This is a genomic window from Streptomyces sp. NPDC006544 (genome assembly GCF_040611715.1).
Classification (GTDB): Bacteria; Actinomycetota; Actinomycetes; order Streptomycetales; family Streptomycetaceae; genus Streptomyces.
Window position 1 is genome coordinate 136,950 of the sequence record NZ_JBEXOV010000003.1, and the last position, 22,153, is coordinate 159,102.

The 22,153-nt window shown below is 71.3% G+C and carries 19 protein-coding genes, 1 tRNA gene and 1 pseudogene; 7 read left to right on the top strand and 14 right to left on the bottom strand.

Translation table 11 applies throughout. The features are described from left to right. Nucleotides 1–16: 16 nt before the first annotated feature. From ABZY44_RS02530 to zapE, 3 genes are all read right to left on the bottom strand, one after another. The gene (locus tag ABZY44_RS02530) at nucleotides 17–1,423 is read right to left on the bottom strand and encodes an alkaline phosphatase PhoX (protein ID WP_356649744.1); all 1,407 of its coding nucleotides are present in this window, start codon (nucleotides 1,421–1,423) and stop codon (nucleotides 17–19) included. 328 nt (nucleotides 1,424–1,751) lie between these two features. Beyond that, nucleotides 1,752–2,180, bottom strand: a complete 429-nt coding sequence (locus ABZY44_RS02535; protein WP_356649699.1) for an OsmC family peroxiredoxin — start codon at nucleotides 2,178–2,180, stop codon at nucleotides 1,752–1,754. Between the two features lie 63 nt (nucleotides 2,181–2,243). Beyond that, a complete protein-coding gene (gene zapE, locus ABZY44_RS02540; protein WP_356649700.1) occupies nucleotides 2,244–3,347 on the bottom strand; it encodes a cell division protein ZapE in 1,104 nt (367 codons plus the stop codon). Nucleotides 3,348–3,383: 36 nt separating this feature from the next. Between zapE and ABZY44_RS02545 the strand changes: the two genes are divergently transcribed. The 4 genes from ABZY44_RS02545 to msrB all read left to right on the top strand — a co-directional run bounded on the left by ABZY44_RS02545 (nucleotide 3,384) and on the right by msrB (nucleotide 6,703). Next, nucleotides 3,384–4,157, top strand: coding sequence for a pyrimidine reductase family protein (locus ABZY44_RS02545; RefSeq protein ID WP_356649701.1), 774 nt, complete (start codon nucleotides 3,384–3,386; stop codon nucleotides 4,155–4,157). 153 nt (nucleotides 4,158–4,310) lie between these two features. Then, a complete protein-coding gene (locus ABZY44_RS02550) occupies nucleotides 4,311–4,778 on the top strand; it encodes an indole-3-glycerol phosphate synthase (RefSeq protein WP_356649702.1) in 468 nt (155 codons plus the stop codon). A 64-nt stretch (nucleotides 4,779–4,842) separates the two neighbouring features. After that, nucleotides 4,843–6,237 carry a UDP-N-acetylmuramate--L-alanine ligase gene (gene murC, locus ABZY44_RS02555; RefSeq protein WP_356649703.1) on the top strand — a complete coding sequence of 465 codons (1,395 nt, stop codon included), beginning with the start codon at nucleotides 4,843–4,845 and terminating at the stop codon, nucleotides 6,235–6,237. Nucleotides 6,238–6,295: 58 nt separating this feature from the next. Next, nucleotides 6,296–6,703: a peptide-methionine (R)-S-oxide reductase MsrB gene (gene msrB / locus ABZY44_RS02560; RefSeq protein WP_356649704.1), complete on the top strand. Its 408-nt coding sequence runs from the start codon at nucleotides 6,296–6,298 to the stop codon at nucleotides 6,701–6,703. A gap of 82 nt (nucleotides 6,704–6,785) precedes the next feature. Here msrB and ABZY44_RS02565 read toward each other — a convergent pair whose 3' ends face one another. Continuing rightward, nucleotides 6,786–7,661, bottom strand: a complete 876-nt coding sequence (locus ABZY44_RS02565) for a serine peptidase (RefSeq protein ID WP_356649705.1) — start codon at nucleotides 7,659–7,661, stop codon at nucleotides 6,786–6,788. Next, on the bottom strand, nucleotides 7,658–12,010 hold the full coding sequence (locus ABZY44_RS02570; RefSeq protein WP_356649706.1) for a WD40 repeat domain-containing protein: 4,353 nt from the start codon (nucleotides 12,008–12,010) through the stop codon (nucleotides 7,658–7,660). Before ABZY44_RS02570 ends, ABZY44_RS02565 begins: the two co-directional genes overlap by 4 nt. Nucleotides 12,011–12,306: 296 nt before the next feature. Here ABZY44_RS02570 and ABZY44_RS02575 point away from each other — a divergent pair. Continuing rightward, a pseudogene (locus ABZY44_RS02575) lies at nucleotides 12,307–12,528 on the top strand (peptide-methionine (R)-S-oxide reductase); the annotation flags it as partial. A gap of 30 nt (nucleotides 12,529–12,558) precedes the next feature. On the opposite strand, the gene ABZY44_RS02580 reads toward ABZY44_RS02575, so the two are convergent. From ABZY44_RS02580 to ABZY44_RS02605, 6 genes are read right to left on the bottom strand one after another with little or no spacing between them, the layout of a single operon-like run. Beyond that, entirely contained in the window at nucleotides 12,559–13,194 is a 636-nt protein-coding gene (locus tag ABZY44_RS02580) for a contact-dependent growth inhibition system immunity protein (protein WP_356649707.1), read from the bottom strand. A 10-nt stretch (nucleotides 13,195–13,204) separates the two neighbouring features. Further along, entirely contained in the window at nucleotides 13,205–13,513 is a 309-nt protein-coding gene (locus ABZY44_RS02585) for an RNase A-like domain-containing protein (RefSeq protein WP_356649708.1), read from the bottom strand. Continuing rightward, nucleotides 13,510–14,163, bottom strand: a complete 654-nt coding sequence (locus tag ABZY44_RS02590) for a hypothetical protein (RefSeq protein WP_356649709.1) — start codon at nucleotides 14,161–14,163, stop codon at nucleotides 13,510–13,512. The genes ABZY44_RS02585 and ABZY44_RS02590 overlap by 4 nt, the downstream gene beginning before the upstream one ends. 13 nt (nucleotides 14,164–14,176) lie before the next feature. Further along, nucleotides 14,177–15,871: an RNase A-like domain-containing protein gene (locus ABZY44_RS02595; protein WP_356649710.1), complete on the bottom strand. Its 1,695-nt coding sequence runs from the start codon at nucleotides 15,869–15,871 to the stop codon at nucleotides 14,177–14,179. Further along, nucleotides 15,871–16,170: a WXG100 family type VII secretion target gene (locus tag ABZY44_RS02600; RefSeq protein ID WP_356649711.1), complete on the bottom strand. Its 300-nt coding sequence runs from the start codon at nucleotides 16,168–16,170 to the stop codon at nucleotides 15,871–15,873. Before ABZY44_RS02600 ends, ABZY44_RS02595 begins: the two co-directional genes overlap by 1 nt. A gap of 36 nt (nucleotides 16,171–16,206) precedes the next feature. Then, nucleotides 16,207–16,596, bottom strand: a complete 390-nt coding sequence (locus ABZY44_RS02605) for a WXG100 family type VII secretion target (protein WP_356649712.1) — start codon at nucleotides 16,594–16,596, stop codon at nucleotides 16,207–16,209. 281 nt (nucleotides 16,597–16,877) lie between these two features. Here ABZY44_RS02605 and ABZY44_RS02610 point away from each other — a divergent pair, with 281 nt between their 5' ends. Beyond that, on the top strand, nucleotides 16,878–18,938 hold the full coding sequence (locus ABZY44_RS02610) for a phosphocholine-specific phospholipase C (protein WP_356649713.1): 2,061 nt from the start codon (nucleotides 16,878–16,880) through the stop codon (nucleotides 18,936–18,938). 7 nt (nucleotides 18,939–18,945) lie between these two features. On the opposite strand, the gene ABZY44_RS02615 is transcribed toward ABZY44_RS02610, so the two are convergent. Beyond that, entirely contained in the window at nucleotides 18,946–19,713 is a 768-nt protein-coding gene (locus ABZY44_RS02615) for a hypothetical protein (RefSeq protein WP_356649714.1), read from the bottom strand. A gap of 73 nt (nucleotides 19,714–19,786) precedes the next feature. Between ABZY44_RS02615 and ABZY44_RS02620 the strand changes: the two genes are divergently transcribed. Then, complete coding sequence (locus ABZY44_RS02620) at nucleotides 19,787–20,545, top strand: alpha/beta hydrolase (RefSeq protein WP_356649715.1); 759 nt, start codon at nucleotides 19,787–19,789, stop codon at nucleotides 20,543–20,545. A 78-nt stretch (nucleotides 20,546–20,623) separates the two neighbouring features. Here ABZY44_RS02620 and ABZY44_RS02625 read toward each other — a convergent pair whose 3' ends face one another. Next, nucleotides 20,624–21,775: an alpha/beta hydrolase-fold protein gene (locus ABZY44_RS02625; RefSeq protein ID WP_356649716.1), complete on the bottom strand. Its 1,152-nt coding sequence runs from the start codon at nucleotides 21,773–21,775 to the stop codon at nucleotides 20,624–20,626. Nucleotides 21,776–21,899: 124 nt separating this feature from the next. Further along, nucleotides 21,900–21,972, bottom strand: a tRNA-His gene (locus tag ABZY44_RS02630). Nucleotides 21,973–22,153 lie beyond the last annotated feature (181 nt).

Sequence of the window (22,153 nt, forward strand, 5' to 3'; positions counted from 1 at the left end):
GTGGTGCCGGTCCCGCCTACCGCCACGGTCCCGTCACCGCGAAGGTGGTCCCCGGCGCGTACGCGTTGACGTACATCGTCCGCGCGTCGGGGGAGAAGGTGACGCCCGCGAACTCCCCCCACGCGGGGGCGCCCGGCTCGCCGACGTCGTCCGCGTTGCGTGCCACCGGGTAGACCTCGCCCCCCGGGGTCACGCCGAAGACGTACTGCGCGCCGCCGCCGTCCTCGCACACCATCAGCCCGCCGTCGGGCGCCAGGCAGATGTTGTCGGGGGAGTCGCCGGGCAGCTGGACGTCGGCCGCCGGGCCGAACACCACGTCGAGCCGGATCCGGGCGCGCAGCGGGTCGTAGAACCAGACCTGTCCGTGGTGGTCGGCGGGGGAGCCCTCGCTGCTGCGGGAGTAGCTGGAGACGAAGTGCACGCCGGCGCCGCCCCAGTAGCAGCCCTCCAGCTTCTGCGCGTGGGTGATCCCGCCGGGGCCGAAGTCCTGGAGCCGGATAGGGGTCGCGGACGCCGAGGGGTCCGGTACGGGGACCCATTCCACCGGGAACTGGGCCCCGGGCTCGTCGACCACCGCCAGGTTCGGCAGTCCGGGGACGCGCAGGGCCTCCAGCGCGCCGCCCGCGCGCAGCGAGCCGGGGCCGCCGAGGGGGCGGGCCGGGAGGAAGCGGTAGAAGAGGCCGAAGGGTTCGACGAAGGCGTCCTCCGTCTCGTAGACCACGCCTCGGTACGGGTCCACGGCGACGGCCTCGTGCGCGAAGCGGCCCATCGCCGTGAGCGGGACGGCCCCCGAGCGGCGCGGGTCGGCCGGGTCGACCTCGAAGACGAAGCCGTGGTCGCGGGCGTAGCCGGCGGTGCCCGCCCGGTCCTCGGTCTCCTCGCAGGTCAGCCAGGTGTTCCAAGGGGTACGGCCGCCCGCGCAGTTGACGGCCGTACCGGCGAGGGCGACGCGCTCGCCGGTGACCCGGCCGGCCGGGTCGATGTCGAGGACGGTGCAGCCGCCGAGCGCGTGCGGGTCGTACGTGAGCCCTTCGACGAGGGGGACCCGCAGGGCGGCCGTGGCCCGGTTCTCGTGGTTGCGCACGAGCCGGACGCCGCCTCCGCGGTTCCGCTCGTGTCCGCCGTGTCCGCCGTGTCCGCCCGGTCCGGCGTCTCCCGCGGCGAAGGCGGCCATGCCGTCGCAGTTGGCGGGGACGGTGCCCTCGCCGGAGCGCAGCGGGTCCCCGGCGCGGGAGAGCACCCGGTAGGTGAACCCGGCGGGCAGGTCGAGCAGCCCGGCGGGATCGGGTACGAGCGGGCCGTAACCGCGGGCCGCGGCCGGCGCGGCGGCGCCGCCGGAGGGGAAGAGCGCGCCGAGTGCTCCGCTGAAGGCGATGCCGCCGGCGGCGAGCAGGCTGCGCCGGCTGAGCGCGTTCGGCGGCATCGGCGGCATCGGACGGACGGCGCGCATCGGCAACTCCCGGCGGTGGGGCAGGACGTACGACCGGGCCGTGGTATCACGCGGCGTGGCGGCGGGAGCCGCGACGCGGTGGCGGGGTCACTCCGTCGGCGGCAGGGGCAGGGGCAGGGGCAGGGGCGGGGGAGCCGGGTGCGGTCGTTCGAGGCCGTGCGCGAGGAGGGCGCCCAGGACGCGCTCGCGCCGGGCGAGGCCGTGCGGGCCGGCCGGGACCCCGCACGCACCCCGGCCCCGGAGGCGGAGCCTCCGGGGCCGGGACGTGGAACGGGGTGGCAGCGGGACGCGCCGCCGGGGGTCAGGCGAGGGTGGCCGTCAGGGTGATGGTCGTCCCCGTCAGGGCCTGGCTGACCGGGCAGTTCTTCTTCGCGTCCTCGGCGGCGGCGGTGAACGCGTCGCTGTCCAGGCCCGGGACCTCACCCTCGACGGTGAGGTGGATCCCCGTGATGCCCTTGCCCGGCACGAAGGTGACGGCGGCCGAGGTGGTCAGCTTGGCCGGCGGGTTGCCCGCCTTGGCGAGGCCGTTGGAGAAGGCCATGTTGAAGCAGCTGGAGTGCGCGGCGGCGATGAGCTCCTCCGGGCTGGTGCGCCCGTTCGCCTCCTCGTCGGTCCGTGCGGGCCAGGAGACGGGGTAGCTGCCGAGGCCGGACGAGTCGAGTGTGACGACGCCCTTGCCTTCGAACAGGTCGCCTTCCCAGACGGCGTGGGCGTTGCGTGTGGCAGCCATGGTGGATCCCTTCACGGAAGTGGAAACGGCCGGCCCGCGGAGAACGGCCCGGCGTTCCCAAACCTACTGGGACACCAGGGGCTTCGCGTCGCGTGCCAGTGCGGTGAGCCGCGAGATGGCCCGGAAGTACTTCTTGCGGTAGCCGCCGTTCAGCATCTCGTCACTGAACAGCCCGTCGAAGGGGACGCCGGAGGCCAGGACCGGTACCTCGCGGTCGTAGAGGCGGTCGGCGAGGACCACGAGGCGCAGCGCCGTCGACTGGTCCGGCACCGGGCCGACGTCGGTCAGGCAGACGGCCGTGATGCCGTCGGTCAGGGCCCCGTAGCGGCTGGGGTGGACCCGGGCCAGGTGCTCGAGGAGACCGGGGAAGTCGTCGAGGCTCGCTCCCTCGGTGGCGTACGCGGCCTTCGCCACCTGCTCGTCGGAGAAGGGCGCCGGGGCTTCGGGCAGGCCGCGGTGGCGGTAGTCCTGGCCGTCGATGCGCAGCGGCCGGAAGTGGGCGGAGAGGCCCTGGATCTCCCGCAGGAAGTCGGCGGAGGCGAACCGGCCCTCGCCGAGCTTGCCGGGCAGGGTGTTGGAGGTGGCGGCCAGCGCCACGCCCTGCTCGACCAGGCGGCTGAGCAGCGAGGAGACGAGGACGGTGTCGCCCGGGTCGTCGAGCTCGAACTCGTCGATGCACAGGAGGCGGTGTCCGCCCAGGGTCTGCACGGTCTGCTGGAAGCCGAGCGCGCCGACGAGGTTGGTCAGCTCCACGAAGGTGCCGAAGGCCTTGAGCGCGGGCTCGGCCGGCGTGGCGTGCCAGAGGGAGGCGAGGAGGTGGGTCTTGCCCACGCCGTAGCCGCCGTCGAGGTAGACCCCGCGCGGGGCGGTGGGGGCCGCCGGCTTCTTCGCGAACCAGCGGCGCTTGCCCGCGCCGGTGGCGTGGGCGCCGCCCAGCCCCGCGGCGAAGCCGGCGAGGACGGAGACGGCCTCGGACTGACTGGGCTGGGCCGGGTCGGGGTCGTAGGTGTCGAAGCGCACCGAGTCGAAGCGCGGCGGCGGCACCATCTCGGCCACCAGCCGTTCGGCGGGCACCCGCGGCTCGCGGGCGCACAGGGACTGCGGTCCCGCGTCGGCTATCGGGGACCGCCCGGAGGCTGACGCTGAGGGCGAGAGTGATGTTGACACAGCTCATCACTCTACGGGGCGTGGCACACTGCACCGATGCGACGCCTGTTCCCTGTGACCGATCAGACATCATCCGACCAGACGGACCGCGCGTGGTCGCTGGACGAGCTCGCCGAGGCGTACGCGTACCCCTCCCTGGGTCCGGACGGCCACTGGACGCGGGCCAACATGGTGTCCACGCTCGACGGCGCGGCCCAGCACGAGGGGCGCTCGCAGCCCATTTCCGGCGAGACCGACATGAAGATCTTCGGCACCCTGCGGGCTCTGGCCGACGTGGTGGTCGTCGGCGCGGAAACGGTTCGCCAGGAGGGGTACCGCCCCGCGCGGGCCCGGGAGGCCTTCGCGGACCGCCGCGCGGCCTCCGGCCAGGGGCCCGCCCCCGCCATCGCCGTGATCACCGCCAGCCTGGAGCTGGACTTCTCGCTGCCCCTGTTCACCTCCCCGCTCGTGCCCACCCTGGTGGTCACCGGGGCCGCCGCCCCGGCCGGGCGCGTGGCCGAGGCCGTCAGGGCCGGGGCCGAGGTGGTGGTGGCCGGCGAGGGGACCGCGGTGGATCCGGCCCGGGTCGTACGGGAGCTCGCGGAGCGGGGGCTGCGCCGCCAGCTCACCGAGGGCGGCCCCCGGCTGCTGGGTCAGTTCGTGGCCGCCGACGTGCTGGACGAGCTCTGCCTGACGATCTCGCCGATGCTCACGGCCGGAGACGCCCAGAGGATCTCCGGCGGGCCGTCCGTCACGGTTCCGCACCGGCTCGCGCCGGCCTGCGTACTGGAAGAGGCCGGGTTCCTTTTCACGCGTTACCGTCGGATCTGAAGCAAGAAGCGGAATTTGTTGTTCCGCTCGGCTTCCGCTGGGCACATGACTGGGCAGGTATATCCGGGCAAGGCTCCGTGCGACAGCGGGGCAGGATGGTTTCCGCAGGGGCCACCGGCCGGCCGGCCCCGGCGCACGAAGGAGAGGGCGTCCGTGTTCACGAGCGTATTGATGATCGAGCAGCCGCTGACCCCGGTCGACGTGGACTTCGTCACGACCCTTCACGGAGACGAGTCGGTCTCCTTCGTCGTCCTCATGCAGCCCCGCGGCGACCGGGACCGGCTGCTGCGCGCCATCGACGACGTAGCGCTCGGTGAGCTGCCCGACGCCATCCGCGAAGGTGACGAACCGGAGGGCGACGCCGCCCGGGGACCCGCCGAACTGGCTCTCGAACACTCCCTCGCGTCGCTGCGCCGCAAGGGTGCCAAGGCCGTCGGGCAGATCATCGAGGACCACCCCCTCGACAAGCTGAAGGCGGTGGTGGACGAGACCGGCGCCGACGAGGTGATCGTTCTGACCGCCCCGCACTACGTGGAGGAGTTCTTCCACCGGGACTGGGCCTCGCGGGCGCGGCACAAGGTCGGCGTTCCGGTGCTCAAGCTCTTCGCCCACAAGGAATAGGGTGGGGAGCAGCCGGGCCACCGTGTCCGGCGGCCCGCACGCACTCGATCCTGGAGCTACCTGAATGAAGCCCGGCCTGCCGACCGCCATGGAACGGCCCCACTTCATCGGCATCGGCGGCGCCGGCATGTCCGGCATCGCGAAGATCCTCGCGCAGCGCGGCGCGAAGGTGGCCGGCAGCGACTCCCGTGACTCCGAGACCGCCCAGGCGCTGCGCGCCCACGGTGCCACGGTCCACATCGGGCACGACGCCGGTCACCTCGCCGACGACGCCACCTGCGTGGTCGTCTCGAGCGCGATCCGCGCCGACAACCCGGAGCTGGCCCGCGCCGCCGAGCTCGGCATCCCGGTCGTGCACCGCTCCGACGCCCTGGCCGGCCTGATGGACGGCCTGCGGCCGATCGCCGTCGCCGGCACCCACGGCAAGACGACCACCACCTCGATGCTGGCCGTCTCCCTCTCGGCGCTGGGGCTGGACCCCTCGTACGCCATCGGCGGGGACCTGGACGCCCCCGGCTCCAACGCCCACCACGGCGAGGGCGACATCTTCGTCGCCGAGGCCGACGAGAGCGACCGCAGCTTCCACACGTACACGCCGCAGGTCGCGATCATCCTCAACGCCGAGCTCGACCACCACGCCAACTACGCGTCGGTGGAGGAGATCTACGCGTCCTTCGAGACCTTCGTCGGCAAGATCCCCGACGGCGGCACCCTGGTCATCGCCCACGGCCAGGCCGGAGCCGCCGAGATCGCGGGCCGGGTCCGCGGCCAGGACGGTCTGAACGTCGTCACGTACGGCGAGGAGCCCGAAGCCGACGTCCGGATCACGAAGATCACCCCGCGCGGCCTGACCAGCGAGGTCACCGTCGTCATCGCCGGCCGGATGCTCACCTTCACCGTCTCGGTGCCCGGCCGCCACTACGCGCACAACGCCGTCGCGGCCCTCGCCGCCGGTGTCGCGCTCGGCATCCCGGCGCACAACCTGGCCTCCGCCCTCGGCAAGTACACCGGGGTCAAGCGCCGCCTCCAGCTCAAGGGCGAAGCGGCCGGCGTCCAGGTGATCGACTCCTACGCGCACCACCCCACGGAGATGACCGCCGATCTGGAGGCCATCCGCGGCGCCGCCGGGGACTCCCGCATCCTGGTCGTCTTCCAGCCGCACCTCTTCTCCCGCACCCAGGAGCTCGGCACGGAGATGGGCGCGGCCCTCGCCCTCGCCGACGCCTCCGTCGTGCTCGACATCTACCCCGCGCGCGAGGACCCGGTCCCCGGGATCACGAGCGAGATCATCATCGACGCCGCCCGGGCCGCGGGCGCCGACGTCACCCCCGAGCACGACAAGGACGCCGTCGCCGACGTCATCGCGGGAATGGCCAAGCCCGGCGATCTCGTTCTCACCATGGGTGCGGGCGATGTCACGGACCTCGGGCCGGTCATCCTGGCCCGTCTGGCGGGCTGACCGGGCCCGGAGCGGTGCCCGGTCGGTTCCGAGTCGGTCATGAGGGAACGGGAGAGTCATGTCGTACGAGGTAGAGAAGACGGACGAGCAGTGGCAGGCGGAGCTGACCCCGTCCGAGTACCAGGTGCTGCGCCTCGCCGGCACCGAGCCCGCCTTCCGCGGTGAGTACACGGACACCAAGACCGAGGGCGTCTACTCCTGCCGCGGCTGCGGCTCCGAGCTGTTCCGCTCCACGGAGAAGTTCGAGTCGCACTGCGGCTGGCCGAGCTTTTACGATGCACGCAACTCGGACGCGGTGGAACTTGTGTCCGACCATTCACACGGGATGGTCCGCACCGAGGTCCGCTGCGCGATGTGCGGCTCCCACTTGGGGCATCTCTTCGAAGGCGAGGGTTACCCGACCCCGACCGACCAGCGGTACTGCATCAACTCGATCTCGTTGCGGCTGAGGCCGGACGAGGACTGACCGTAATCAGCTGACGATGGGCCGACTGATGCCCGCACAGGGAGTTCTGTGGGGGCATCTTCGCGTTTCATCAAGCCGTGTGTCAGGAGGTGTGGAGAAAGGGCGCAAGTGTCGCGGCCACCGCAGCGGACCTCAGATAAGGAGATGCGCGGTGGAAGTCGAACGGGGCGATGCTGTCCGTCAGATCGAGATCCACCGACGGGAAGCGCTGCTTGAGGGGGCGCGGGACGGCGACGATGTCCCCGTGATCGCACAGGTTGACCCACCGGCGCACGCCTGGCGGATGCTCTCCGGTGCCGTTGGCCGGGGCTGGTGACAGACGGTCGAAGACACCGTGGCGGAGTGCGAGTGGGGAGCCGAGTGTCAGGAGCAGGTCGACTTCGAGTTCCGGGTGGGCGTGGAGGGCCTCGTAGGCCACGACGCTTCCGAGGGAGTGGGCGATGACCACGCGGGCACCCGTCGAGGAGATGACGCCTGCGACCTCCTCGCGGGCCGCTGCGCGGACCGTGTCGTCCGGCCCGCCGAGATAGCGCGTGACGTCGCGGAAGAGCGTGGCGATGAACGCGCGAGTCAGGCGGCCGTCGAGACTCAGGTGCTCGGAGATCGCGGAGACGAGCTGCCGAAGCGGAACGGCCAGGCGTCCCTGAGACGTTGCGGGTGGCGGAAGCCTCAGGCCCAGGGACTCGTCCAGCGATTCCGCCCAGTGGGCGACGACCTCGGCCAGGTGCGGGTGCTCGCGCTCCAGCTGATCAAGGTCGTCGGAACCTTGCGCGACGGGCCTGCCGCGGTGGAGATGGTGGGAGTAGTAGGCGTAAGTGACAGGGACGTGCTCGGCGGACGTGCCCAGCCCGGCGGCGAGGTCCTTGGCCCAGACGGCCGAGCGGGCGGTGACGAGATCGGCCGGTGGGACGGCGGACAGGTACTGGCCCACGCCGTGTACGGCCACGAAGGCGGTCATCGGATGCATGTCCCTTGGTCGGGGGTCGGATACGGGAGTACGGGGAGCCGGTCGTGCGGTGCCATGTGGATGACGTCCGGGCCCACCCCGATGTAGAGGGCACCGTCTGGGGCGACGGCGATGGCGCACACGGTGTCCGGGAACCAGAAGACGTCGACCTGACTGCCGCTTCTCAGGTCCCACAGCCGCAGGGATCGGTCGAGTCCGCCGGTGAAAAGGTACGGGTCTCCGTCGAGCAGGACCGGAGTCGCGGCGAAGACCGCACGGGCGTGTCCGGCCAGTGTGAACGTCCGGGTGGCGTCGAGAGCGGTCACGCGCACCTCGCCCCGGTCGTCACCACTGACGGCGTACGTCTGTCCGTCGATGTCGACGGTGGCGACGGCGTGTACGGCGACGGGGTGCTGGGCGACGAGTCGCGGGAGGGGCGGACCCAGCAGGTGTGCGGACTGGACGTGGCCGGAACGGTATCCGGCCAGGACGTGGGTGGCGGAGGCCGCCAGGCATGTCGCGGGTGCAGTCACAGGGACCGTCACTCCCCATTCCTCGACGGCCCGGGCCTCGGAGGGCGCGAGCAGGACGCGCTCCGGCTCTCCTGCCCACGCCGGGTCCGTCACGTCGACGTTGGGCCAGCGGGTCATTCGGTCCAGGTGATCGGCGGTGGCTATTTTTACCCCGTCTCTGTCGGAGGCATAGATGACGTGCTGGGCCCCACGAATGGTGAGGGTGACGATCGCCGAGGCACCTGGGCCTTCACCCAGGTCGCGCCGCTCCAGGTGCTTCTCCGTCGTGTTCGTGTCCCACAGTGCGACCCCGTTGTGAGCGCACGAGGCGACAATCCGTGGATGCTCGCCGGCCTCCAGGACCGCGATGCCGGTGGCTCGGTCCGGCAGCGGGAAGTCCGAGTGGTACAGCAGGTTGATCCTCTGCCCGATCACACCTTCCACGGTCCACAGAGCGATGCTTCCGTCCTCGCTGCACGAGACCAGACGGCCGTCGGACAGCACCGTCAGAGCATTGATGGCATGGGCGTGCCCGGGGTGGCGTTGAGGAATCTCGTGCCCGGCCGCGTCCGAGACGCGGACGGTGCCGCCGTTGCTCGCAGTAAGGATTCGAGTCCGGTGCGGTTCGGACACGATCGCGACACGGGTGATCGCTGTGGTGTGGCTGACGACCTGCCGTGTGCTGCCGTCGCCGTCCAGGGGGTTCAGCTGGGCGACACCGTCGGTGCCCGCGCTGAGGATGTACATGGATCCGTCCAGCAATACGGCGGCGAGGTCGGTGACGGCGTCGGCATGCAGGCGATCCTCGTTGAGGAGTTCCATGAACTCGTCGCCGATCCAGACGGTTCCGTCCTGATCGCCCGCGACCGGCTCGGGGCCGTGTCCCAGGTCGAGGTAGCGGTAGCACGACAGCCGCTCCTGGTTGGTGTGCGGCAGCTCGACCTCCTCACCGTGGACGGTCAGGACCTTGACCCAATCGTCGTAGCAGGCAACAACGCAGTCGCCCCTGCCGTCGACGGTGACGCGGGACAGCTGCCACACGTTGCCGTTGACGGCGGACAACTTGGTGGTGGCGAGCGGAGCGCCGGTGGCGATTTCCCAGTAGCGGATGACTCGGTCCTCGCCCGCGCTGGCCACCGCGGACGCCCCCTCGTACTGCACGCCCACCATGGACCAGATCGGCCCCTCATGAGCCGGGGTCCTCCACAGGAGACGCCCTGTGGCCAGGTCCCATCCCAGGAGTTCGCCGCTGTCGCAGCCCGTCACGGCGACATGACGGCCGCGGACCTTCCCGGCGACCACGCCTCCCACCGGAGCGCCGTGGTCTCCGAGTTCGACGGTCGTCGTCGCCGAGTCGAGGTCCCACAGTCGAGCCGTTCCGTCCTGGCCGGCTGTCAAGGCGTGTGGGCGGCCGTGCATCACCAGTGTCGTCAGGTCCCAGATTTTGCCGCGGTGCCCGGTCAGTGTCGTCAGGAGGCCGGTGTGCAGTGCCCGGCCGGCGGTCCAGAGGATGTGACGGCCGGTGTCCTGCGTGAGGTCTGCAGCCAGCTGCCATTGCTGGTGCCGAGCCGCGTCGACGGCCAGGATGTCGCGCCGCTGGTCGGGCGGACCGTCGTGGTGGGCTCCGTACGACGTCAGGTAGACCGTTCCGTGAGGGCCGTGTTTACCGTGGTAGAGCTCCTCGGCCAGTGGGGCCGGATCTGCGTGGACCAGGAATTCGCCGTCTTCGAGGAGTTCGTCGAGCTTGCCGGCGAGCGCGCTGTGGCGTGCGGCGTACCGCAGCAGATACGGCTCGGCGGTCGCCCATCGCCGACGGCCGGAGCCACTCACATGCACTGTCGTGAGCAGGCGTTCCCATACGATGGCCGCGTCCAGGACGGGACGTTCGCGGAGGCGGTCGGCCAGTCCCTGGTGGAAGAGCCGGTAGAGCGGGGCGCCTTCACGATCGACGTTGCGGCGTATGTAGAAACGCGCGGCCCGAAGCAGTTCGGTGGTGGTTGCCCGGTCCTTCTCGGCCGGAACCGGATCGGATTTCATGATGTGGGCGAGGAGGTCTTCCGGCATCCCCGCACCTTCCGCCCAGGCCAGCGCGGCCAGCAGTTCGTGCAGGCCCGGTCGGGGGTCGAGCCGGAGGTGGAGGTCGAGTACCGCGTCGAGCGTGCGGGGCACGTCACTGCCCAGGAGCACGGCCTGTTCGGCCGTCTCCGGCGGTGTCATCTGTTCCTGGAGAAGCCGCAGATAGAGCCCGGCGACAAGGAACTCGCCCCAATCGCGTGACCCGTTCACCAAGGTGTCGGCCAGCGTGCTGCCCAGGCTCTCGGCTGCCGCGAGTGAGCACCAGGGCGTCCCACCAGGGTTCAGAGGCCGCAGTACGCGCAGAACGAACTGGGCCAAGTCCTTGCGGAGTTGAAGGGGCGACACCCCGTCCAGGTCGATCAGTCCATCGTGTGCGCGGGCCGCCTCGATGAGTGGCCGCAGTGCCGCTTCCGGGCGCGCCGCGACGAGCATTCTGCACAGAGGTGCTCCGTCCGACCGCCGAATCGACGCCAGCGGTAGCAGTACGGCGCTGACCAGATCGGCCGGGTGCTCGGCCTCGTCCACCGCGTCCATGACGAGACAGGGGGGTACGGGCTTGGCCCGCAGTGCAGTGACCAGCTGGTCAGTTGTCCACATCGTCGCGTGGCCGGGAGAGCCGAGCTCCCACTGGGCGGCGAGCGAGGTGAGTATCTCTGAGACACCGCGCCGCCGCGCGTGCACGATCGCAAGCCCGTCGGTGGCCTGGGGAATGTCGCCGCCCGACGGCCGCCACAACTGCTCGGTGGCCTCATGCAGCAGTGGATGTGCGGCGCACACGAAGGTGCCGATCAGAGCGGATTTACCGACCCCTGGTACGCCGGTGACCACGCGCATCGAAGCCCCGTGGCCGTCCAACCAGCCTGCCAGTTCCTGGAGTTCACCGCTCCGACCGGTGAAAGACGGAGCGCCGAGGTCGCCGAAGGCGCTGTCGGCACCATGCGCCCGGATCACGAAGTGGCGGGCGTCGGCCACTTCGTCGAGAAGGGTGAACACAGCAGGATCCACGCCGGTGAGTCTGCGAGCGCCAGCCGGTACGTATCCGGGGTTGGAGAAAAACTTCAGATGCGACAGGTCCGCGCCGAGCGCGGCCAGCGGCTGCTCGACGGATTGCGGATTCAGGGCTGTGCTCCGCGACTCCACGTGGAGGGCCACCTCGCGGCAGAACCGGGCGATCGGGATGTACGGCACCGACGTGTCGAGCTTCAGGGCCCCGGAGGCGAAGCCGCGGAGTACTTCATCGACGGCGGTGCTCAGGCGGCCGTCGTAGGCGTCCTGCTCCGAGTGGCAGGCGGCGAGCACCCAGACACGGCGGCGCTCCGGCCGGACCAGCGACCGCAGATGCTCGGTCACCACGGCCCCGGAATGGCACAGATCGAGGATCAGCAGAACGGCTGGATCGCCGCTGCCGTCCGTGTCTCGGTTCTCCGCCATGTCGACCCAACGGGCCAACGTCTCGGTGAGGCGGCCGTCCCCACCCACCGCCTGGATGCCGTGACCGTTGCGGGTCGGTTCTCCGTGCGCGAGGAGATGAATGACGATGAAGTCGGCCTCGCTGCGGACAGCCTGAGTGAGGGCGTCCCCCAGTGCGGTGGCCGTAGCCGCAGGGTTGCGACCGGACTCCAGGAGAACATAGGCATACTGCTTCTCCAACACTTCGCCCACCCGTTGCGCGTACGGTGCCGCGTAGGTGAGTTGCTGCCACCGTGGGGGCGAGTCGTCGGCAGGGTCCGTGGCCGGTCCTTCGATGCCGACCACCAACGCCTGACGCCGCATCACGCATCCCCCGTCCCCGTGAACACCCCTGAGTGTTCGATGCATTGTGTCAGTTGGGGGCTGGTGCCGAGACGGGACCCAACGGCGGCGGATCATGCTGGTGAGTTCGGCAGAGCCATCGGTGGGACTGCGGCGGAGTCGACGGCCGCGGAGGGGAAGTTGGCGGTGATCTTCCCCAGCGGCTCGGATGACCTCCAAGCGCACCAGGAGGTGCTGCGGCCGCCGGGCGTTCACGTGGCCCCGGTGTGAGCGTGACGGGTGTGAACTCCCGTGGTTCCTGGGGTGGAACAAGGAACGGCTGGCCGTCCTTCTTCGACCCGAAGGACGCCGACGCGGTCGAGCTGAGGGCGGACGTCGCGCACGGCATGGTCCGCACCGAGGTGCTCTGCGCGAAGTGCGGCTCCCACCTGGGCCACGTCTTCGAGGGCGAGGGCTACCCGACGCCCACGGACCAGCGCTACTGCATCAACAGCATCTCCCTGCGGCTCACCCCCGGCGCCGGGGCCGCGGGGGCCTGAGCGGACCGGCGGACCGCCGGTCCGTAGGGCTCACCGGAGCCTGGACGCCAGTTCGGCGAGCCAGGCGCCGGGCCCGTAAGGCGCGGGGGGATCCACCTCCATGCCCAGTTCCGCCAGGGCCACGGCGTAGTCCGACTCGTCCAGCGGCAGGGACAGCAGGTCGTGCAGCTCGCCGTCGAGCTGCGCGACCAGGCCGGGATCGGTGCCGTCGAGGTAGTCCCGCAGCGCCGCGTCGTGGTCCTCGAACTCGTCGGGCGCGTCCTGGGAGAACCAGCCGCCGAGCAGCTGCGCGAGTTCGGGGAACCGGGCCTGCCACTCCCAGTGGGTCCGCGGGGTCGCGGGCGGCGGAGCCGCGCCCGTCTCCACGCTCTCCTTGAGCCGGTCCGCCAGGCGCAGCAGCCAGTCCTGGATCTCCGAGTCGGGCAGGCCGACGTCGGGCACCGGGTAGAACTCGCCGAGGCGCAGCCGAAGCCGGCCCGGCGGGTTCTGCGCGTACGTGCGGAGCTGGTGCTCGGCGGCGGCGATGGCCCAGGGCCGGGTGCGCCAGCAGTGCCGGAGGTAGGCGGTGAGCGCCTCCTCGTCGTCGGCGGTGCGGCCCAGGTGCGCGTGGATCACCTGGTCGAGTTCGCCGTACTTCCGGTCGTGTTCGAGGGGCTTGAGGGACACGGGGCAGCCTCTAGAGGTAGATCGGGAAGGTGCGGTGGACGCTGAAGCCGTGCGCGCTGGCGGCGTTCCGCCTGAGCACGACGCGGGCGGCCCGTACGTCCACGGCGTCCCGGCCGGCCAGCATCATCGCCTGGAGCAGGACCCGGCCGACGGGCTCGGGGCGGGAGGGCCAGGCGGCCTCGATGGTGAGCCGCTGCCGGGTGGACTGGGCCAGCCAGCGGTGGATCGCCTGCTCGTTGCGGGTCACGACCTGTTGGGTGGCCCACTGGGCCGTCTCACGGTCGGGGTAGGTGGCGGCGCGGTTCGCGACGGGGGTCATGAGTGCTCTCGCTGCATGTGGTCGTTGACGGTGTCGGTGAGTCCGCGCAGGCCGTCGCGGGTGGCCCAGTGGAGACGGTCCCCCAGGCAGCGCCCTCCGGGGAAGAGGACGAGGGCGCGCTGCGCCTCCGTCGCGAGGGCGGCGGCGCGATCGGCGCAGTACGGATGCTCGGCGGTCACGAACCTCTCGACGGTGTCCGTGAAGGGGAGGTCCCCCTCGTCCATGAGGACGGCGTCGAATCCGAAGAGGTGGGGGAACACCTGGAGGAATTCCCACCCCGCCATCGGCAGCTCGTCGTATTCGGGCGCCGGCTCGCGGTCGAGAATCCGTACCATTTCGGCGAGCATGCGCAGGTATTCGGCGGGCTCCATTCCATCGGCGGCCCGCGTCACCTTTTCCCGGAATTCCGGCGGATACGCCTCGAGCGTGCCGGACCGCGCGACGCTGTCCCCGGCGAACTCGAGCAGACCGGCCGCGACGTAGGGCGGGCAGTTCCACCGGGCGGCCCAGTCCCCGGCGACCACCCGGATGTAGCGCCGGATCTCGTCGTCCAGGGAGAGCTTCCCGCCCGACTCCTGGACCGAGAGGGCGAGGTCGACGAGCCGAAGCGCCGGGCCGCCCGTGAACAGTGCCGTAGGGGATGGCTGCACGTGCTCCACCTTTCTAGGGTCCGTTGTGCGGCATGGCGGTCAGCACGATGAACGGGGGCACCAGGCCGTCCTTGTAGATGAGGCGCACCTGGACCCAGTTCTTGTCCGTGGCCTGGGCGCTCATCCCGTCCGCATCATAGTCGCCGCGCGTGACGCTGCGTCCCGTGGACTCATGGGGGAATTCCAGGTAGACCGGCGGCTGAATTTCGGATTTGTTCGGGTCGTAGTTCGGGTTGTTCTGCTTCTTCTTCTCGACGCTCTCTATCCATTTCGAGATGCGGTCGGCGTTGTCGATGTCCTCGATCGCCGCCTGGCTGAACCGCTGTGCGGAGGCGAGGTCCTTGAAGGAGGAAGCGGCGGGCGCGCCGGCCTGATCGCGGAGGCGCTGCCTGAGCTGGTCGTCGCTGAGGCCGACGTGCTTGTCGATGGGGTGGCTGTCGTAGAGGCCTTCCTGGTTCGCCAGGTCCATCGGATAGAACATGTTGTCCGGGTCCTGCCCCGGAACGGTGAAGCGGTGCTCCGGCTTGAAATCGTTCAGCGACCGGGCGCCGAACGCCTCGGAGCGGCCCTCCTCGGACTGGAAGGTCGGCGCGCTCCGGTACGCCTCGTCGAGGGCCGGCATCAGCGCGTTGAGCCGGCTCTCCACCCCGCGCAGTTCGCCCTCGTACGTCGCCACGGCCCGGTTGATCGCGGCGGTGTCCACTTTGAGGGTGATGCCGATGGACACCTCCTTGCCGATGCCCAGCAGCTTCTTGCCCAGCTTCTTGACGTCGTCGAGGTCGGGCTTCAGGTCGGCCAGGGCGTCCCGGATGGCCTTCTTGTAGATGCGCCAGACCTCGTGGCGCATCTTCTGCGCCGACTCGGCGAAGGTGCGCATCGCCTTGCTGACTTCCTGCGTGGTGTCGAAGAGCACGGCCGTCACGGGGTGGCTGCCGCTGCCCTGCCCGCCGGCCGTGTCGTGCTTCCACTGGTAGCCCGCGGTCGATGTGCCCCACGCGGTGGTGCCCCAGAGGGAGCTGGTGAACTGGCGCATCGCCGCCTGCCACTCGCCGTTGTTCGGGTCGGAGACGGAACCGACCAGACCGGTCAGAGCGCTGTCCACCTGCGTGACGGCGAACCCGGGCCTCAGCCAGGCCAGGGCGATCTTGTCGATCTGCTGGTAGTCGGGGAGGGGCAGGATGTCGGCGGCCTTTCCCCACCGGCCGACGTGGTGCAACAGCTTGCGCACGATGTCCGCCGCCCAGTCGGGAACCCCCTCCAGCAGCCAGGAGATGAAACCGCTGCTGTAGTCGTCCATGTCGCCCCAGCGCAGATCGGTGATCTGCTGGTACTTCGGGGGTGTGTCGATGACCTTGGGCAGGGGGAACTGCACCGCGGGAGCCGCGCCGGACGGATGGCTCGCGGCCTCCGCCCTGGAGTAGTTGTTCGCCGTCGTGACGAATCCGACCGCGACGCCTCCCACGCCGGCGACGCTCTTGGCCCACACCTCGAGGAAACGATTCCCCACCTTCACGTACGCGGCGGACACGCTCTCCGCGGCGCTCCCGTACCCGCCGCAGTCCATGTACTCCACGAGGTCGTAGAGGAAGTCGTTCGCCGCCTTGTGCAGCATGTTCTGCTGCAGGACCACGTTCCCGGCGACACCGTTCAGCTGTGAGGGAGTGACGTCGAACCCGCCGCCCGGGGCCGGCGCCGCGGGTCCGGCCATCAGGCCGCCCCCCATCCGCGCAGCACGGCCCGATGGGCCGCGGTGTAGTTCGTGTGGCCCGTCGTCACGACCTCGTGCAGCCACTTCTGGGCGGCTTCCAGCTCCTGCATCTGCCGGTCCCACCGGTCGAGTTCGTCGACGAACGCGTCACGGGCCTCGCCCTCCCAGCTCAGCACCACCTTCTCGGTACGGGCGTAGAGCGTCTCGAGCTGCCCGTTGAGCTGGCGGAGGACGTCCTCCAGCTCCCGGGCGAGTCCCTGGAGCGTGCCGAAGCTGACACCTATGTGGTCACCGGACATGCGGATCCCCCGTCCTTCCCCCGAGTTGGGTGTGCGTCAGATGTCCAGAAGGGCGCTGCGCGGCGCCGGCGGCGCGGTGCCTTCGGAGAGCCGGTCCACTTCTTGGGCGACGTCGACCGCACTGCGCACCTTGCGAAACGCCTGGAGTACGTCCAACTCCTGCTGGGTGAACCCGTCGCGGCCCATGCGAACGGCCTCCTCGAGGACCACGAGGATCTCGCGGATGCGTACGGCGTCCTCGGCGGCGGCCCGGTGCAGATCCCGGTAGGCCTTGCCCGTCTCGCCCTTCCACCCCGCCTCGATCCGGTCGACGATCGCGTCCATGCGGCGGACCTGGCCGTCGAGGTGTCGCTGCATCGCGTCCATGTCGTCGGCGAGCTTCGTCAGGTCGCCCTCGGACGCGTTCAGGTCGGCATCGCTTGCCACGGCCCCCGCCTCTCATCGCTCGCTCCAGCCTAACAACAGCACCGACACGCTCTCCCGTGGGGCGAGTTGACGCACCCGGGGCGGGTGTGCGGACGCGGGACGAAAGGCGACCCGGGTGGCACGAACCGCCCGACGAGGTCTTCCGTTCTCCAGGTGTACGGCCCACTGTCACGCAAGCAATGCCGGCCGGTACCCGGGGGCCGCTGTCCTTGGGGCGCCCCGGGCGCCGCCGCACAGCTTCCCCTCACCCCCGCTCTCACCCCGCAGAGGTCGTCGACACCATGGCAGAACTGAACCGCCGCAGGTTCCTGCAGATCGCGGGCGGCTCGGCCGCCGCCACGATGCTGAACGAGAGCATCGCGCGCGCCGCCGCCGTCCCGGCGCAGGGCAGCACCGGGACGATCCAGGACGTCGAACACATCGTCGTCCTCATGCAGGAGAATCGTTCCTTCGACCAGTACTTCGGCTCGATGAAGGGCGTACGGGGCTTCGGCGACCCGCGTCCCGTCCTGCAGGACAACGGCAAGTCCGTCTTCTACCAGTCCAACGGGCTGAAGGACGTCCTCCCCTTCAACCCGCAGGTCAACGATCTCGGCATGCAGTTCGTCGAGGGCCTCAACCACGACTGGGCCGGAGGCCACGCGGCGTACAACAACGGCAAGTACGACAAGTGGGTCCCGGCCAAGACCGCCACCACCATGTCGTACATGACGCGGAACGACATCCCGTTCCACTACGCGCTCGCCGACGCCTTCACCGTCTGCGACTCCTACCACTGCTCCTTCATCGGCGCCACCGACCCCAACCGCTACTACCTGTGGTCGGGTCACACGGGCAACGACGGCGTCGGCGGCGGCCCGGTCCTCGGCAACCAGGAGGCCGGCTACGGCTGGAAGACCTACCCCGAACGCCTGGAGGCGGCCGGGGTGTCCTGGAAGATCTACCAGGACATCGGCGACGGCCTGAACGCGGCCGGGTCGTGGGGCTGGACCGGCGACGCCTTCCGGGGCAACTACGGCGACAACTCGCTGCTGTACTTCAACGCCTACCGCAACGCCCAGCCCGGCAGCGCCCTGTACGAGAAGGCGCGTACGGGCACCAACGCCAAGGCGGGGGAGGGCTACTTCGACAAGCTGCGCGCGGACGTGGTGAACGGCGCCCTGCCCCAGGTCTCGTGGATCGCGGCGCCCGAGGCGTTCAGCGAGCACCCGAACTGGCCGACGAACTTCGGCGCCTGGTACATCGCGCAGGTGCTCGACGCGCTGACCGCGAACCCGGCGGTATGGGCGAAGACGGCCTTCTTCATCACCTACGACGAGAACGACGGCTTCTTCGACCACGTCGTACCGCCGTACCCGCCGGCCTCCTCGGCCTGGGGCCTGTCGACCGCGGACGTCACCAAGGACCTCTACGCGGGCGGCGGCGGTTACGCGGCCGGCCCCTACGGCCTCGGCCCGCGCGTCCCGATGATCGTGGTCTCCCCGTGGAGCAAGGGCGGCTACGTCTGCTCCGAGACCTTCGACCACACCTCGGTGATCCGCTTCATGGAGAAGCGGTTCGGCGTGCGGGAGCCCAACATCTCGCCGTGGCGGCGCGCGGTGTGCGGCGACCTGACCTCGGCCTTCGACTTCAGCAGGTCCGACGCGTCCCCGGCGGCCCTGCCGCCCACGGCCGGGTACCTTCCGCCGGACCACAACGCCCGTCCGTCCTACCACCCGGTCCCGCCGGCCACGGGCACCCTGCCCCGGCAGGAGGCCGGCAGCAAGCCGACGCGCGCGCTGGGCTACGTCCCCTTCGTGGACGGCAGGGCCACGCCCTCCACGGGCCAGTTCACCCTCACCTTCTCCTCGGGCCCCTCCCTCGGCGCCCACTTCCACAGCACCTCGGGCAACCGCACGGACGGCCCGTGGCCCTACACGGTCGAGGCGGGCAAGACCCTCGCCGACACCTGGAGCACGAGCGGCTCCACCGGCAACCAGGTCAACCTCACCGTCTGGGGCCCGAACGGCTTCCTGCGCACCTGGAAGGGGCCCGCGAAGAAGGCCGGCCCCGAGGTCACCGCCCGCCACGACGGGACCTCCGGCAACCTGGTCCTGTCCCTGGCCAACGGCGGCACGACGGCCGTCAACCTGACCGTCAGCAACGCCTACGGCGGCGCTGCCCAGACGTTCAAGGTCAACCCGGGCGCGACGGTCCCGTACACGGTGGACCTGCGCGCCACGGCCCGCTGGTACGACGTCACGGTCGTCTCGGACGCGGACACCACCTTCCTGCGCCGCTTCGCAGGGCACGTCGAAACGGGCGCCGCGGGCGTCTCGGACCCGGCGATCAAGACCGTCTGACGCGAGATCAAGACCGTCTGACGCGGTCGTCCGGTACGCGCAGCAGCCGACGTTCCAGGATCGCGAGGTCCTGCGGGCGGTGGCTGCGGGCGTGCCGGAGCAGGAGGTCACGGGCCGTGTCCGGGACGCGGCGGCGCTTGGGGTGGCGGGTGGTGAACTCCTCGCTCGCGAAGAACCGTACGGCCGCGCCGAGTCCGTCGCGGTCGGTCTCCCGGACCGCCCACGCCAGGTCCTGGGTGGCGGCGCCCACGAGCAGGCGCCGAGGGGCCAGCTCCGCGAGGAGCGAGGCCGCGTCCGTGGGGGTCGCGCGTACGGCGCCCTGCCAGGAGAAGGCCGAGGACAGCGGGATCCGAGCCGGCGGCGCCGGATCCCCGCCGAGGGCCAGGGCCCGCGCGTAGGCGCGCAGCGGCTCCGGGGCGTCGGCCGCCCACCGGGCCCGGTGCCGGGCCGGGATCCCCCCGGCCGCGCCCGGATCGAGGAGCCGGGCCAGCGGTCCGGGCCGGTGCGGCGGGACGCCGCGGATCGCGGGGTCGGCCGGGTGGTCGAACGGATCGGGCTCGCCCTCGCAGCAGGTGAAATCGACGTCGGGGTGGGGCTGCGAACCCGGCTCGGGGGCCCGCTCGGGCACCCGCTCGGCGGGCCAGACGGCAAGGACCTCCGCGAGCTCGCCCGCATCGGTGATCTCGTAGCGCGACGGGTGGTACGGGTGGGCGTCACGGTTTTCCCCGTCGCGGACCCGGACGCACCGCACGGCAACGGACGGTGTCGGTTTCACGGTGTGATCGTAGGGCCGGTGGGCAGAACGTACGGCGGCAGTTCCTTCCGCCCGCGTCACCGAGGGAGAACGCATGGCCATGGCCCACCGCAGGATCGGCACCGGGCCCGTCCGGGTCGTCGTCCTGCACGACTGGTTCGGCACCTCCGCCAACTGGGGGTCCGTACTGGACCACCTGGACCCCCGTGAGTTCTCCTATGCCTTCCTGGACTACCGGGGCTACGGCGACCGCCGCGACGTCACCGGCCGCTACGACCTCGCCGAGATCGCCGACGACGTCCTCGCGCTCGCCGACGAACTGGGCTGGGACACCTTCTCCCTCCTCGGTCACTCCATGGGCGGCAAGGCCGTGCAGCAGGTCCTCGTCCGAGCCCCCGAGCGCGTCGAGAAGCTGATCGGGATCAACCCCGTCCCCGCCGGCCCGTACGCGATGGACGAACCCACCCGCGCCCTCTTCTACGGCGCGGCCGAGGACGCGGGGAACCGCCGCGCCATCCTCGACCTCGTCACCGGCCGCCGCGCGAGCCCGTACTGGCTGGACCGGATGGTCGAGCACTCCCTCGCCGTGTCCCGGCCGGAGGCCTTCGCCGCCTACCTCGCGAGCTGGCAGCCGCTCGACCTGTCCGCCGCCGTGAAGGGCAGCACCGTCCCGGTGCTCGTACTCGTCGGCGCCTACGACCTCGCGATCACCGCCGACGTCATGCGGGCCACCTGGCAGGTCTGGTACCCGGACTGCCGCGTCCAGCCGCTTCCGGGCGCCGGCCACTACCCGCCGCACGAGGCTCCGGTCGCCTTCGCCACCGAGGTGGAGGCCTTCCTGCGCACCCGCTGACCCCGTCGGCCCGGACCGTCCCGCCCGCCCGCCCGCCCGGGGAGTGCGGCGAGCGGGGTCCGGCGCGTGCACCGGGGCTCAGGGCGGGCTCAGGCGGCCCACCAGCCACTCCAGTGCCGCCGGCACCGCACGGGACCAGGTCTCGCCGCGGGCACCGCGGTCCAGGAGGATCGACGACACCCGGGCGGGCGGCCGCACGGCCTCGATGAACTCCTGCGTCCGCGGGTACCGGTGCCCGTCCGCCGGGCCGCTCGCCACCAGGAGGGACACCGGCGGCTGCGGCCGGTTCCGCAGCCGCCACAGCAGGTCGTTCTCCCGCCGGTAGAGCGGGTCGCCCCCGAACAGGTCGCCCGTGGCCGCGTCCTTCGCCGCCTCGTAGGAGGCCGACAGCCCGGCGGCCGCCCGGTAGGCGTCCGGCGTGCGCAGGGCCAGCTTCAGCGCGCAGTACCCGCCCACCGAGAGGCCCATCACGCCCCACCCGCGGGCGTCGCGCGTGAGCCCGTAGTGCGAGGCCACCGCCGCCCGCAGGTCCCGGGCGAAGAAGGTCTCCACCCGGGGCCCGCCCGGCACGTCCACGCACTGCGTGTCCCTGGGGGGAGCGACCGTCGGAGACGTCAGCACCAGGACCGACGGCCGCATCCTGCCCGCCCGCACCGTGTCCAGCGCCAGCCGCGGGTAGCGGAACAGGTCGAGCAGCACCCGCGTCGTACTCGGGAACCCGCTCATGACCAGCACCACCGGGAACTCCTCCCGCCGCCGGGCCGTGGCCCGCAGGTACTGGGGCGGGAGGTACACGTACGCCTGCGCCGTCAGCCCGCTGCGCGCCCCGCGCACCGTGACCGCCTCGACCCGGCCAACCACCGCCGGGTCGTCCGAGCCCTCGTACCGCCAGGAGTGCGTGCCCCGCACCAGCAGCCCGTCCCGCCCCGACGGGTCCGTGCCCGTCGGCTCCGGCCCGCCGAGGCGCGAGGACCGCAGGTCGCGCCAGGAGCCGTAGAAGCCGTACGAGGAGTTCACCGCGAGCAGCAGCGGCACACCCATGGTCAGGGTGATCGCCAGTTGCAGCCCGGCCCGCCCCAGCACCGCCCGCGCCCCGCGCCCGGCCAACCGGGGCCACAGCCACACCGTGCCCCCGAACACCGCGGCCGCCAGGAGGACGGCCAGGAGCAGCGCCGGGGCGCCGGCGATGCCGAGGGAGACGGCGAGCGCGACCCGGATGTCGCTCTTCATGGCGCCGATCCTGCCAGGACGCGTGACGCCCGGCACGGCGGCGCGGGCCGTGGGGTGAAGGCGGGGAGAAGGAAAAACCCGTAGGGGGTACGAGGAAACCTCGTACCCCCTACGGGATCAACAGGGTGAGTGACGGGACTTGAACCCGCGGCCACCTGGACCACAACCAGGTGCTCTACCAACTGAGCTACACCCACCACGACGGGCGGCGGAACCACCCGGTCGATGTGCATGCACAGCATAGCCGATCAGCGCGGTCCTCCCGCGACGCCTTTCGGGCGACACCGCCGGGCCGGCCCGGGAGACGGCGTCCGTGCCGGGGCCCCGGATCGGCGCGGCCCCTGCCCTCCGCGCGCGGCTCACGGCAGGATCCCCGTA